Genomic DNA, 14543 nt, shown 5'->3' with positions numbered 1-14543 from the left:
ATAATGAACTACCAAGTGCCAAATATGTTGTTTGCATTACCTGAAATGGTCATGCTGGCAATGGCTTGTGTTGTCTTATTATTTGTTGCTTTTACCGGCAGTAGAAAAGTGAGTTGGGTCTATGGGCTCAGCCAGTTAAGTTTACTTGCTGTATTGATTATCCTGGTTTCTTCCTGGGGCGAAGCCGGAAAGACCTTTTCCGACACCTATGTCAAAGATGGCCTGAGTGATGTATTAAAAATAGCCATCTGTCTGGTGAATATGTGTGTCTTGTTATATTCCGTTGAATATTTACGGGTACGCCAATTACTTCAAGGCGAGTTTTATGTCTTAGCCTTGTTCGCCACGCTGGGTATGTTCATTATGGTGTCGGCGAATCACTTTCTGACTTTGTATTTAGGACTGGAGTTATTGTCCTTGTGTCTTTATGCCATGGTGGCAATGCATCGTGATTCGGCGATTGCGACTGAAGCTGCGATGAAATATTTCATCCTCGGTGCGATTGCTTCGGGAATGTTGTTATATGGCATGTCTATTATCTATGGCATTACAGGAAGTTTGATGTTGCAGGATATTGCTACAGCTGTGTATTCATCGTCCAGCAATGACACAATCCTAAGCTTTGCACTGGTTTTTATTATTATTGGTATCGGCTTTAAGTTTGGCGCGGTGCCGTTTCATATGTGGTTACCGGATGTCTATCATGGTGCACTGACAGCGATGACGCTTTTTATCGCCGCCGCACCTAAAATTGCTGCTTTTGCTTTGTTGATTCGATTATTAGTCGATGGACTGATAGACTTACAAAGCTATTGGCAACCGATGTTGATGTTGATGGCTGTTTTATCGATGATAATCGGTAATGTTGTGGCTATCGCTCAGACCAATATTAAACGCATGCTGGCGTATTCTACGATTTCTCATGTCGGTTTTTTATTGATGGGTGTACTTGCCGGTACGCAAGCGGGTTATGCCGCTTCGATGTTTTATACCTTGGTATATGCCCTCATGACATTAGGCAGTTTTGGTGTGATTTTGTTGATGAGCCGTTACGGCTTTGAAGCAGATAATATTGATGACTTTAAAGGACTGAGCAAACAACATCCGTGGTTGGCTTTGTTAATGCTGATTTTGATGTTTTCAATGGCAGGCATACCACCATTAGCAGGTTTTTATGCCAAATTAGGTGTAGTTAAAGCGGTGGTAGATGCAGATATGTTAGCCGTTGCGTTGGTTGCGGTGGTGATGTCAGTGATTGGTGCTTTTTATTATTTACGTGTCATAAAAGTCATGTATTTTGATGATGCCGAACACCATCATGAAGCGAATACCTCAGGTTCAGCTGGTTTTGTATTGAGCATTAATACTTTATTGGTGCTAGCAATGGGGATATTTCCAGGATTATTAATGTCGGTTTGTTCTACCGTTTTTTCTTAGGAAACAACATGTCTATTTGGCTTATGTTAGGGCTGTTTTTTATCTTGGCAAATCTACCGTGGATAGGCGAACGTGTATTTTTTGTTTATGCACTGGAACAAAAATCCAACTGGATACGGTTACTTGAATTAGTCGTGTATTTTTTTATCAGCCTGCTTATCGGTATTGCTTTTGAAATCCGCTTTTCCGGAGATGTTTACTCACAAGGTTGGGAATTTTTTGTGACAGTGTTGAGTTTGTTTTTGGTGCTGTCGGTACCAGGGGTTGTATATCGTTATCAATGGGTACCGATGCAACACAGGTTTAAATAGCCTTTATAGATTCCGCAAATAATTTAACATCACGCTGTCATTACCCGATAGTAGATTTATTGAATGGCGACATAGCAGTCTTTGTCGCTTTTTTACTTATAAATGTGTGCATATACAAAGATTCTAGTTTAGAATTGGCGGGTTTAACTCCGTGTAAATGCACGAATTGTTCATTTAAATAATAGAGACAGGATTATGGCTTCTGATTTATCCAAGTACAGAAATATAGGTATCTTCGCCCACGTTGATGCGGGTAAAACCACAACAACTGAGCGTATCCTGAAACTGACCGGTAAAATTCATAAAACTGGTGAGGTTCACGAAGGTGAATCAACTATGGACTTCATGGATCAGGAAGCTGAACGTGGTATTACCATTCAGTCTGCTGCTACCACGTGTGCATGGAAAGGTTACCGTTTAAATGTTATCGATACACCGGGACACGTTGACTTCACTATCGAAGTATATCGTTCATTAAAAGTACTTGACGGTGGTATTGGTGTTTTCTGTGGTAGTGGTGGTGTTGAGCCTCAATCAGAAACTAACTGGCGTTATGCTAACGAATCAGAAGTATCTCGTCTGATCTACGTTAACAAACTTGACCGTATGGGCGCAGACTTCTACCGCGTTGTTAAACAAGTTGAAGATGTTCTTGCTGCCACACCTTTAGTTATGGTTCTGCCTATCGGTATCGAAGATGAGTTCAAAGGTGTTGTTGACCTGTTAACGCGTAAAGCATGGTACTGGCCTGACGAAAAAGATCCTGAAAACTACAGCATCGAAGAGCCACCTGCAGAGATGGCTGACCAGATCGAAGAATGGCGTGAAAAACTCATTGAAACTGCGGTTGAGCAGGACGATGATTTGATGGAAAAATATCTTGAAGGTGAAGAGCCTTCTATTGATGAACTGAAAAAATGTATCCGTAAAGGGACATTAGAATTAGCGTTCTTCCCAACTTACTGCGGTAGCTCGTTCAAAAACAAAGGTCTTCAATTAGTATTAGATGCTGTTGTTGATTACCTGCCTGATCCAACCGAAGTGGATCCACAACCAGAAGTCGATTTAGAAGGTAACGAAACTGGTAAAGTCGCTACAGTTGATATTAACGGTCCATTACGTGCACTGGCATTCAAAATTATGGATGACCGTTTTGGTGCACTGACCTTCGTTCGTCTCTACTCTGGTGAAATTCGCAAAGGTGACACCATTCTGAATACCTTCACAGGTAAAACAGAACGCGTTGGTCGTATGGTGGAAATGCATGCGAATGACCGTAACGAACTTGATTACGCTCACGCGGGTGACATCATCGCTATTGTAGGTATGAAAGATGTTCAAACAGGTCACACATTATGTGATCCGAAGAACGCAGCAACACTTGAACCAATGGTCTTCCCTGATCCTGTTATCTCAATCGCTATTGCACCTAAAGATAAAGGTGCGGCAGAGAAATTAGGTATCGCTCTGGGTAAAATGATTAAAGAAGATCCTTCATTCCGTGTTGAAACCGATGAAGATAGTGGTGAAACCATCATGAAAGGCATGGGTGAGCTACATTTGGATATCAAAGTAGATATCCTGAAGCGTACTCACGGTGTGGACGTTATTGTCGGTGAACCGCAAGTGGCTTACCGTGAAACTATCACGCAACGTGTTGAAGACAGCTACACGCACAAGAAACAATCAGGTGGTTCTGGTCAGTTCGGTCGCATTGATTACATCATTGAACCAGGTGAACCAGGTAGCGGTTTTGCTTTTGAATCCACAGTAACTGGTGGTACAGTTCCTCGTGAATTCTGGCCTGCCGTTGAAGGTGGCTTTAAGAAAATGATGGGTAGAGGTGTATTAGCCGGCTTCCCATTACTGGACGTTAAAGTGAATTTATTTGATGGTTCATTCCACGCCGTTGACTCATCTGCCATCGCGTTTGAATTAGCCGCAATGGGTGGTTTCCGTCAGTCTATTCCTAAAGCGGGTCCTCAGTTACTTGAGCCGATCATGAAAGTTGACGTGTTTACACCAGAAGATAATGTCGGTGACGTTATTGGTGACTTAAACCGTCGTCGCGGTATGATCAAGTCTCAGGATGCGGGTGCAACGGGTGTCCGTATTAAAGCTGAAGTACCACTGAGTGAAATGTTTGGTTACATCGGTTCACTACGTACAATGACATCGGGTCGTGGTCAGTTCTCTATGGAGTTCTTACACTACATGCCATGTCCACGTAACGTAGCTGATGAAGTTATCAAAGAAACTAAAGAGCGTGAAGCTGCTAAGAAATAAGTTATTATTTCTAGAGAAAATAAAAAAGGGCTGATTTATCAGCCCTTTTTTTATGCTTTAGATTTAGTTAACTAGACTTTGTATCGGAGATGGAATACGCCCACCTAGTCGAACAAAGCGGTTCTCATGACTACCCATGTTAACAGCCATGACAGGGCCTTCACCTAATAAACCACCATAGACAACATGATCACCGGCTTTCTTGCCTGGCGCAGGAATCAGACGTGCTGCCGTGGTTTTTTTGTTGATAACACCAATGGCCATTTCATCTGCAATAATGGCTGAAATCATCTCTGCAGAGGTGTCACCAGGTATAGCGACCATATCCAAGCCAACAGAACATACGGCTGTCATGGCTTCCAGTTTTTCCAGTGATAATGTGCCATTCACTGCGGAATCAGCAATCGTCAAATCTTCACAAACCGGAATAAAGGCGCCACTGAGTCCGCCGACGTGTGAACTGGCAAACGCACCACCTTTTTTAACCGCATCATTCAACATTGATAAAAAGGCCGTACTACCCGGTGCGCCTATCGCAGGTAAACCGATAGCCTCAAAAATTTCACCGACGCTATCGTTTTTATTCGGCGTAGGGGCGAGTGAAAGGTCAACAATACCAAAGGGTAACCCTAATAATTGAGCGACTTCACGGCCAACTAATTCGCCCGCTCTTGTAAGGCGCGCTGCTGTCTGTTTAATCACATCTGCGGCACGACTTAAGTCCATGCCGTCTTCTTCTTCAAGAGCACGTTCCAGGGCCGCTTTGACGACACCTGGGCCACTAACACCGACACTGACAACGGCATCAGCTTCACCAATGCCAAGATAAGCACCGGCCATGAATGGCACGTCTTGTGGGATATTGGCAAACACAACCAGTTTTGCTGCTGCCAGGCCATCGTCTTTTGCTGTCATCTCAGCCGCTTGTTTGATGATGACGCCCATATCTTTGATGGCATCCATATTAATACCGGCACGGGTGCTGGCGACATTGACTGAAGAGCAGACGCGCTGACTTTCAGTTAATGCTTGTGGAATAGCATTGATGAGTGCTCTGTCACCATGTGTCATGCCTTTTTCCACTAGAGCGGTGAAGCCACCGATAAAGTCGATACCTAATTCCGAGGCAGCTTTATCAAGTGTGAGCGCAATTTCCACCATTTGATCAGAGTTAAAAGGGGCAGCCACTACTCCGATGGGGCTGATAGAAATGCGTTTATTAGCCACTTCGATGCCGTAGCGTCTTTCAATACGGTTACAGGTACTGACAAGATTGCCGGCGATACGGGTGATTTTGTCGTAGATTTTGCGTTTAAAAGTATTAATGTCGTCACTGACACAATCAGCAAGACTGATCCCTACGGTCACAGTGCGTAAATCCAGATTTTCTTCACGTACCATTTGTAAGGTAGAAATAATGTCTTTGGGATTAATCATTTTATGTCCTGATATGAACGGGTAAGAATATAACGGCGATTAATTAAGTATATTGCTCACGGAATCAAAAATTTTACGATGTTGCACGCTGACTTCCAGATCCAGTCGTTCTGAGATTTCTGCAAGCGCATCACGTAAATCATTCATGATCGTGGCTTTAGGTACATCAATTTCAAATACCATTAAATTATCCATCGGGTTTTTACCACCCTTGAAAATGGCTTGCATATTGGTGATATTCACACCGTGTTTAAACAGTTGTCCAGCCACTTCAGCCACAATGCCCTGACGATCTGGCCCAATAACCGTGACAATATAGGGTTGAACCTCAGGTTTATTTTGATACCAGTCTGATGCTTTTTCATTCCATGGATGTACACGGATGAATAGCCCCATGTTGTTACAGGCGTTTTCTAATGCTGTTTGAAGTTCTTCAGCCACTTCCTCATGCGGAACATCAACAAGTAATAACGCACCAAAAACAGAGTTGAGCAGAGTTTGACTCAAATTCTCAATATTGCCATTGCGCTGATTAATCACATCTGCAATAACGGCCATGATTCCGGGTTGATCACTTCCCAGAACAGAAATTAATACTTTATTCATTTTTCACCTTAGAGAGGTTTGCAGGATCTAGCGTTATATGATCGCAACATTATTGATCATAGACAAATACAAAAATGCCGGGATGAGTCCCGGCATCAAAAAATTTTCGATTTTGACGTGATGCCTTGATTACAAAAGGCATCATACTCGGTATTAACGCTTGGCAATGATCCATACTGCGTGAACAATACCTGGAATATAGCCGAGAATAGTTAGCAGGATATTTAGCCAGAAAGCACCACCGAAGCCGACTTGTAAGAATACGCCAAGCGGTGGTAACAAAATAGCAATCAGAATTCGTATTAAGTCCATAATAACTCCCTTTTATTGATAGTTGTTTTTCTTACTATGATTGAAACAATGCCGTCCAGATTAAGCTGATAATCCAGCCGACAAAGGCTACCGCCAGGCCAATCATGGTGATTAAGATAAGAATAATAGCGATATTTTCCAGCAGTGTTTTACGATATACCTGCCGGGGTTGCTGCTCATACTCGCTGAGTAGAGCGACATTTCTCCGGTTAGCTTTCCAGACAAAATCAAAGACATCACCAATGACCGGAATAGCACCTAGTGTGGTATCAATTAACATATTGATAGCCATTTTTAACAGAATCGTTTTTGGTGCACCTAGCTGATGAGCCTGATAAATAATCACACTAGAAAGCAGGCCACCAATAAAGTCACCAAAGCCAGGAATAAGACCTAGAAATCCGTCAGCGCCGATTTTATAGCCACCGGGTAAGGTGATCGATTCATCTAAAAACCAACTAAGTCGGTGTATAAACCGTGTTCGATTACTCATGCATCTCCATCCTTCGCATCTGGAACAACAACATTCAGGCTATCGCGTTTGAAACGATAGTGTAATGGTGGTTTGAGTTTGATTAACTCCCCATCAACAGCGACAGTAAGCCATTTCTTACGTGAACGCAGGGTCACTTTCACCTCGTCAATAATGGCATTATCGACAAGCTTTGCTTTTTTTAAGGGATCAATTCCCATTAACATCGCACTAAAAATGAGTTTGATAGCTGACCAGCTACTGTTGCAGCGAATAACAATAAGGTGCAGACCTTCACGGCCACCAGCTTTAACTTGTCCTGCTGATGGGATTTGAAGATCGCGTTCACCGACGCCAACAAACACCAGAGGCGTTTTGATTTTTTGTTCATTCAGAATAATGTGAGTATGGCGAAAATGGTAGAGTCTTCTGATACCTGCCAATATGCTGGCCATCATATATCGCATCTTTCGTTCCAGATACTCACGGGTGCGAACAAAAGTCACATAAGAGCCAACAGAGCTTGTGTTGAGAAATATCTGATCATTAACATAAGCGACATGTGTGCTAACCACTTTACCATGAATAGCCAGTTCGATGGCTAAAGAGGTGTCGGTCGGAATGGATAAGCGCTGGGCAAAATGGTTGAGCGTGCCACCTGGAATAATGGCCAGTTCAGTTTCAGTACCGGTGATTATCCCAGCAGCTAATGCCAGCGTACCATCACCGCCTGATACGATAATGCGTTTATGACCATCATCAATGGCATGTTGAATAGCCGTTTGCATATCGCTGGCAGATAAGCTGTGGAGAGTAATGCTGTCATGTGCTGTTAAGCTCTTTATAACGGCTTCAGCACTACCTGCGTGTTTATTCACAAAAACCGGTATTTTGGTTTCGGGCCTTGCGTTTTGATTAGGCTTCATGCCATCGCCCGTTTTTACGATGAAAAGCCTGTGACTGAGATAACTGAAATTCACCTTGCTGCCAATGGTGACGGGCAATAGTCAAACGGTTTTTATCACCTTGAATCATGTTAAAACTATTTGGCGTATCGGGTAGAAGTCTATCTGATGTGGTGGTGCCAGCATGAGAGATGATCATGCCGTCAAGCACGTGACAATAATCAATATGTACATGACCACTGAGTATTAAATCAAGACCAGTGCCTTTAAATGATGCTAACGCTTCATCGCGACCGCCGATGAGATGCCTGGCTTCATATTGCGGAGGTAGCCAGAAAGGGTGGTGTGCCACAAGCAGTTGAAGTTGGTGCTGCGGTGCATGACTCATCTGCTGTGTAATTTGTTGTATTTGTGAAGGACTGATTCGCCCTCTGGACCAATCCATATAAAAACCGGCTTTTCTGGCAGTGTTAATACCCATAAGCTGATAGTTTTCTGTTGAAAACTGGGGCTCTAAATCAGACTGAATCCACTTTTTCCAATTACGCCATGGACAGATAAATCGCTCGACAACTCGGAATGTACTGAGATCATGATTGCCGGGAACGATAAAATAAGGTGTATTGAGTGAGCTAAGAAAGTCAGCGGCTTGCTGATATTCTTTGGCTGTTGCACGCTGGGTCAGATCACCACTAATGATAATCATCTCGGGTGCTAAAACACGAATACTACGTTCTAAGCCTTCTAAAACATCAGTCAGAATACGTCCAAAGTGTAGGTCGGATATATGTAAAAGAGTTGTCATAGAAGGCTAACTACTAGCTTGTCGGTTTAGTCATGATGTTTGACCAGGCCATGTGTTTTGAGTTGTTTCACGGCTGACTCTTGTGAGAGTAAGGCAATCAACTCAACGGGTTCTAATGTCTTCTCCAGTTGTTGCAGAGAGGAGGCATGTCGAATTTTCCATTCGGCCGTTACTGTTGGTGCATGGAATTCGTCAGGCTTTGGCGCATCAATTAACGGTAACTGAGCCAGATGCCATTTACAGAGTCCGGCATGTTGATCCAGACAAATAAGCGGAGTATCAATAGGCTCTTGTTTAGGCGTGTTGTTAATCTGTTCAAGTAGGCTTTTGACAATGGCGCTAGGGCGTTTTTCTTCTGGTGCCCTTAGGAAGCCGAAAATCGTAAAGGGTCTCGCCCGTTTTGCTCCTCCACTTAACCATGAAAGAGGAATAGACAGCATCAGTCCACCGGATATGGGTAACAGCCAATAAAACATTTCGATGCTTAAGCCGTAAGAAATACCTGCCAGGATAAAACCAAACAAGGTATGGCCGCGGTGGGCACGGGTAACTTGTCCTAAACTCAGGGCACCATCATCTCGCGACTGAGGGTTCCAGCCACTGTCTTTGCCCATAAGGATATGACAGACAACACCAAACTGAGCAACCATCAGAATAGGCGCATAGAGTGCCGACATTAACGTTTCAAAAAGCGTACTCAGGGTTAATAAAATTGGTCCGCCAAATTGTCTGCAACGGCGCCAATTCACCAAAGCAGCAAACCAGCCAAACAGTTTTGGTGCCAGAACAATCGCCATAGACACAATAAACAGCTCCAGTGCACGTTCAGCATCAAATACTGGCCAGATAGGGAACAGTGACGGGTTTGCAAAATATTCGGGGCGAACTAACTGAGCCTGAACAGCAATGGCCAAACCGACCATGATTAACGATAACCAGAGCACAGCGCTGAGGTAGGACATCATGCCAGAGAAAATATGCAGTCTGGTTGGAAATGCCAGATCATGCGCAAGCAGAATGCGCCCATGCTGTAAGTTACCCTGACACCAGCGTCTGTCACGCACAATCACATCGGTTAATGACGGAGGTGCTTCTTCATAAGAGTGTTGAATATCGGTATCAAATCTGACGCCCCAGCCTGCACGTCGAAGCAGCGCTGCTTCTATAAAGTCATGACTGAGGATATGACCACCAAAAGGGGCTTTACCGGGTAATATCGGTAATGAGCATGATTCAGCAAACGCTTGAGTGCGAATAATGGCGTTGTGACCCCAAAAGTTGGAAGACAATCCATGCCATGCGGCCAGGCCTTCAGCGTAAATAGGACCGAAACAGTGATTGGCAAATTGTTGTAACTTGCCATACAGGCTACTGGCGCTAATTAAAGTGGGTAGCGTCTGGATTAATCCAACACCGGGCGCTGCTGCCAGTCTGCGAGATAATGTGAGCATGCTTTGTGCACTCATCAGGCTATCTGCATCCAGCACGATCATCGCTTCATATGCACCACCCCAGTTAGTGACCCAATGCGCAATATTACCGGCCTTACGCTCCTGATTATTCGCACGGCGGCGATAATAAACCGGGCAGTTTTCATCCTGCGTTTCAAATAATTCAATAAACGCTTTTTCTTCTGCCAGCCAGGCATTAGCTTGATTCGTGTCACTTAATATAAAAAAAGCATATTTACCGGGTGCCTGTTTTAATAAATCTTCACGCATGGCTTTTATTGCTGCCACAATTCGGCCGGGTTCTTCTTTATAGACGGGAAATAAAATGGCCGTTTTGAATGCGGGGTCTGTCTCGGCTTTTTTAATAAGGCGTGGTTTGAGATTAATTAAAAACCCCAATAAAGCCTGCGAGAAAGCAAATGATATCCAGATAAAGTTCAGACTGAACAAAAACAAAAACACCCACTGTAATGACGTAATGCTATTGGTGCTGAGCACGCCATGCATTTCGATAATACCGTAGCTCGATAAGCCAACCGTGACCAATAAAATAAATAACCGTGAAAAAACAGTACTTAATGAATAAAAAAAGGAGACTGAATTTTGACGTAAGGCTTGACCGCGTTCATTAACACGGTGACGTGGCATATCTAGTGGTGCGCGTTCAGGTAAAACTTTATGTGCTTTCATTATTCGCCTGTAAATAGACCTGGCTTAATCCAACGATATAGCCATGTTTCGCTGATAGGGATATTTTTATTCATTAATTGCAATCGTAATTCGGCAACATCTGCATTTTCCGGGTTGAAGGTCAAAAACACACGAGCACCGTCGATATTAGGGTTAGCTATCAGCTTTGTTTTAACAACTTTTCCATGATTGCTGGATGCATTAATGCTCAGCGTTTTCAATTGTTCGGCACTAATGTGACTAAAATCGATAATCATCACTCTGTTGCCATCTTCTGACGATTGTCCTTTGGTACTGCGCACAATCTTTGTTTTGCCGGGCATTGGATTGATATCGTTTAACCAGATAAGACGGTAGTTGTAACTAAAGGTCTGGCCTTTTTTTAATCCGCCTTCCGGGCGCCAGTAAGCCACAATATTGTCGTTGCTATCCGCATTAGAAGGGATTTCAAATAGTTGAACCTGACCCTTACCCCAGTCTTCAATAGGCTCTACCCATAAAGAAGGGCGAAGTTCATAATGTGCTTCTAAATCCTGATAATTCACAAACTGACGATCACGCTGAATCAGTCCAAATCCTTTGGTGTGTTCATCCATAAAGCCACTGATCTGTAGTGAACTAGGGTTATTCAGGGGGCGCCATAAATGTTCGTTATTCCCTGTGGTGATGGCCAATGCTTGTGAATTATGCACTTCTGGCCGGTAATCCGTTGATTTCGCAGGCACCATCCCGCCATGTAAGAACATTGAGGTCAGCGGTGCTAGACCAATATGTGGGATATCAGCACGTGGAAATAAAGTAACTTTGACATCCATATGGGTGGGATCATCAGGATAAATCCCAAAACGGTATGCGCCGGTGACACTTTTACTATTAAGTAGGGCATGAACAACGATCGCTTTTTGCTCTCTGCCTGGACGTTCTATCCAGAAGTGAGTGAACGTAGGGTGTTCTTCACCTTTGGGCTCTGCTACATCAATGGCTAAACCTCTGGCTGAAATACCGTAAAGCTGACCTTTTGAGACGGCTCTGAAATAGCTGGCACCCTGAAAAATAATGAACTCATTTTTATCCTGACTATTATTAAGCGGGTAGTGCAGACGGAATCCAGCATACTTCCCTACTTGAGCAAGCGCCTTGGCTATTTCTGGATTAGGTACTTTGAAGGAAGATTCGGTGACATTAATTGGTACACTTTTTCCACTTTCCACAATATCAATATTCACCAGGTTCTTGTATAAAAAACCGGGAGCAAATAGTTGGATAGAAAAGGGGGAGGGTGTGTTACCCCAAATAGCGGCATGTTGCTGGAAGCGAATTTTCTGATAGGTCTCGGCATCCAGGCGGGTAAGTGAAATGGGCGCTTGTTTAGGAAGCTTATAGGGCTCCTTAGCTAATTTTTTGGCTAAATCAAGCACTGTTTGATGACTGAACTTTGCGTCTTTGACATTCTCAGCTGATGCCAGGCTGGACAGGCTAAAGAAAAGCAAAAAAGCATACAATCCTGCTTTAATGAGAGCAGATAGAGATGGATATAGATGATTCACAGTCATCACGCTGTATTGTCTCCTTGATGAGATAATCTGAATACTAATGGCGTACCAACTGATGTATGAATTGACTCATGACCGTGAAGTATTGTCCACGACAGAGAATTCAATGCAATGTCATAGGTTAAAGTCAGTCAATCATTTCTGCATCAGCTGCCAGAGCATCCACCAACTGTTGCATATCATCAGGTAAATCGATTTGCCATGACACTTCTTCGCCAGTCGTTGGATGGATAAAGCCAAGTAAACCGGCATGTAACGCTTGTCTGCGGAAATTCTGAATGACTTCTCGGCAAGACTCGGTCATGCCTTTTGCCTGTTTAAATCGGCCCCCGTAAACCGGATCTCCTAAAAGAGGGTGTCGGATATGAGCCATGTGTACGCGGATCTGATGGGTGCGACCGGTTTCAAGCTTGCACTTAATCAAGGTATGCGCACGATAACGTTGTTCAACACGATAGTGGGTCACTGAAGGTTTCCCTGTTGCGCTGACTGCCATTCTTTTGCGATCAATACTATGACGACCAATTGCTTCATCAACAGTTCCTCCGGCGGTGAAAACACCACAGGCGACAGCCAGATATTCACGTTTAACGCTACGAGCCTGAAGCTGGGAAACCAGTGAGTTATGCGCAGTTAAGGTTTTGGCGATCATCAATAAGCCGGTTGTGGCTTTATCGATTCGATGCACGATGCCGGCACGAGGAATATTGGCCAGTTGTGGCGCATGGGCTAATAACGCATTGACCAGCGTGCCTTGGTGATTTCCAGCGCCGGGGTGTACGACCATACCGGCTGGTTTATTGATAATGATGACATCGTCATCTTCGTAGATGATATCTAAAGCAATTGTTTCAGCCAGCCAGCTTTCATCCTGGACTTGCAGTTCTGTACCGATAGTGACTTTCTCACCACCCTGAATACTTTCCTTAGGTTTAAGTAACTGCCCATTGACCAGCACATCACCGGCTTTAAGCCACTTTGTCAGTTGTCCGCGTGAATATTCGGGAAACATTTTGGCGAGCGCCTGATCGATGCGCATACCCATCAATTCATCCGGAATGATATCTTCTAATTGAATTTTTTCTGACATGGAAACTTAGCTGATGATTAAAGCGACATTATAACGTAGGCTTATAACTGGCGTTGGATTATGGAGACAAAAATGCGTTTTTCTCATTTTATGGTAGCTGGGATCATGTTGATTTCAATTCATACTGCACAGGCTGAACCCCGTAATGTCGCGTTATTGGCATCTGCATGTGCTGTTTGTCATGGTACCAATGGTCATAGTCAGGGAGGAACACCTAGCCTCGCTGGCTTAAACAAAAATTATTTTGTTCAGCAAATGCTGGCTTTCAAGCATGGGCAGCGAGAGGCGACTGTGATGACACAGCATGCTTCTGGCTATACTGAGGAAGAGATTCGTTTGCTGGCGCAGTATTTTTCCGAGCAAAAATAATCAGTGAGGCTGACATTGGGGGCAGAAATAAGTAGCTCTTTGCGCTTGTCTGATACTGTTTATCGGGGTGTGGCAGCGTAAGCAGGCTTGCCCTTCCCGTCCATAGACATGGAGTTCTTGTGCGAAATATCCCGGATTGCCATCACTTTTTCTGAAATCACGTAAGGTTGTTCCTCCTGCGAGCAAGGCTTTTTCCAATACTTTTTTGATGGCATCGACTAATTCAGCAAGTTGTTTTTTGCTGATCTTACCGGCAGCAGTACTCGGGTGAATGCCCGCCATAAAGAGGGCTTCATTAGCATAGATATTGCCGACGCCAACCACCACTTCACCATTCATGATAAATGTTTTTATAGGGCTGGTCCGACTTTTGGCACGCTGATGAAGATAGTTAAGATCAAAGGCATCTGACAAAGGCTCTGGCCCTAAATGGGCAATGAGTGGATGGTATTCATATGATTTCTCTGTCCATAAAACGGCACCGAAGCGGCGTGGGTCGGTAAACCTCAACACGTAACCGTTGTGAAAAAAGATATCGACATGATCATGTTTATTGATGTTGTCATCATTATCGAGCACACGTAAACGTCCGGACATACCTAGATGGATTATCAAGGTGCCGGTGTCACAGTGTAAGAGTAAATATTTTGCTCGGCGCTCAATTGTGTGCACAGTTTGATCTTTTACGATGGATTCCAGCCCTTCAGGAATCGGCCAGCGTAATCCGCGATGACGCACCACCATTTTGGTAATGGACTGGTTTTCAATAAAGGGCTGAATACCACGCCGAGTGGTTTCTACTTCAGGTAGTTCAGGCAT

Annotated in this window: 14 protein-coding genes; 4 read left to right on the top strand and 10 right to left on the bottom strand. The window is 43.9% G+C overall.

The annotated features are described in order from the left end of the window. Nucleotides 1–3 precede the first annotated feature (3 nt). The 3 genes from nuoN to fusA all read left to right on the top strand — a co-directional run bounded on the left by nuoN (nt 4) and on the right by fusA (nt 4034). A complete protein-coding gene (nuoN, locus tag AC13DA_RS07890) occupies nt 4–1437 on the top strand; it encodes an NADH-quinone oxidoreductase subunit NuoN (RefSeq protein ID WP_284450668.1) in 1434 nt (477 codons plus the stop codon). An 8-nt stretch (nt 1438–1445) separates the two neighbouring features. Then, the gene (locus AC13DA_RS07885; RefSeq protein WP_007146547.1) at nt 1446–1748 is read left to right on the top strand and encodes a DUF2818 family protein; all 303 of its coding nucleotides are present in this window, start codon (nt 1446–1448) and stop codon (nt 1746–1748) included. A 195-nt stretch (nt 1749–1943) separates the two neighbouring features. Continuing rightward, nucleotides 1944–4034, top strand: a complete 2091-nt coding sequence (gene fusA, locus AC13DA_RS07880) for an elongation factor G (protein WP_007146546.1) — start codon at nt 1944–1946, stop codon at nt 4032–4034. Between the two features lie 63 nt (nt 4035–4097). On the opposite strand, the gene AC13DA_RS07875 is transcribed toward fusA, so the two are convergent. The 9 genes from AC13DA_RS07875 to rluD all read right to left on the bottom strand — a co-directional run bounded on the left by AC13DA_RS07875 (nt 4098) and on the right by rluD (nt 13355). Beyond that, nucleotides 4098–5471, bottom strand: a complete 1374-nt coding sequence (locus tag AC13DA_RS07875) for a PFL family protein (RefSeq protein ID WP_007146545.1) — start codon at nt 5469–5471, stop codon at nt 4098–4100. A 39-nt stretch (nt 5472–5510) separates the two neighbouring features. Then, a complete protein-coding gene (locus AC13DA_RS07870; protein ID WP_284450669.1) occupies nt 5511–6077 on the bottom strand; it encodes a glycine cleavage system transcriptional repressor in 567 nt (188 codons plus the stop codon). 153 nt (nt 6078–6230) lie between these two features. Further along, nucleotides 6231–6389: a YqaE/Pmp3 family membrane protein gene (locus AC13DA_RS07865; RefSeq protein ID WP_007146542.1), complete on the bottom strand. Its 159-nt coding sequence runs from the start codon at nt 6387–6389 to the stop codon at nt 6231–6233. A gap of 34 nt (nt 6390–6423) precedes the next feature. Next, nucleotides 6424–6882, bottom strand: coding sequence for a DUF4112 domain-containing protein (locus AC13DA_RS07860; RefSeq protein WP_273180024.1), 459 nt, complete (start codon nt 6880–6882; stop codon nt 6424–6426). Continuing rightward, nucleotides 6879–7787, bottom strand: coding sequence for a diacylglycerol/lipid kinase family protein (locus AC13DA_RS07855; RefSeq protein ID WP_482945861.1), 909 nt, complete (start codon nt 7785–7787; stop codon nt 6879–6881). Before AC13DA_RS07855 ends, AC13DA_RS07860 begins: the two co-directional genes overlap by 4 nt. After that, nucleotides 7777–8571, bottom strand: coding sequence for a metallophosphoesterase family protein (locus tag AC13DA_RS07850; RefSeq protein ID WP_273180030.1), 795 nt, complete (start codon nt 8569–8571; stop codon nt 7777–7779). Before AC13DA_RS07850 ends, AC13DA_RS07855 begins: the two co-directional genes overlap by 11 nt. Before the next feature lie 26 nt (nt 8572–8597). Beyond that, nucleotides 8598–10712 (bottom strand): glucans biosynthesis glucosyltransferase MdoH, encoded by a 2115-nt coding sequence (gene mdoH, locus AC13DA_RS07845; RefSeq protein ID WP_007146538.1) that lies wholly within the window; start codon nt 10710–10712, stop codon nt 8598–8600. Further along, the gene (locus AC13DA_RS07840; RefSeq protein ID WP_273180221.1) at nt 10712–12265 is read right to left on the bottom strand and encodes a glucan biosynthesis protein G; all 1554 of its coding nucleotides are present in this window, start codon (nt 12263–12265) and stop codon (nt 10712–10714) included. Before AC13DA_RS07840 ends, mdoH begins: the two co-directional genes overlap by 1 nt. A gap of 127 nt (nt 12266–12392) precedes the next feature. Further along, a complete protein-coding gene (rluD, locus tag AC13DA_RS07835; protein WP_273180033.1) occupies nt 12393–13355 on the bottom strand; it encodes a 23S rRNA pseudouridine(1911/1915/1917) synthase RluD in 963 nt (320 codons plus the stop codon). Between the two features lie 72 nt (nt 13356–13427). On the opposite strand from rluD, the gene AC13DA_RS07830 reads away from it, so the two are divergent. Continuing rightward, nucleotides 13428–13724, top strand: a complete 297-nt coding sequence (locus tag AC13DA_RS07830; protein WP_273180035.1) for a c-type cytochrome — start codon at nt 13428–13430, stop codon at nt 13722–13724. On the opposite strand, the gene mutM is transcribed toward AC13DA_RS07830, so the two are convergent. Next, complete coding sequence (gene mutM, locus AC13DA_RS07825; RefSeq protein WP_273180037.1) at nt 13725–14543, bottom strand: bifunctional DNA-formamidopyrimidine glycosylase/DNA-(apurinic or apyrimidinic site) lyase; 819 nt, start codon at nt 14541–14543, stop codon at nt 13725–13727.

This window comes from Methylophaga sp. F-2 (assembly GCF_056859315.1).
The sequence above is the reverse complement of the archived record's forward strand: the minus strand, read 5'-3'. Positions and strand labels throughout refer to the sequence as shown.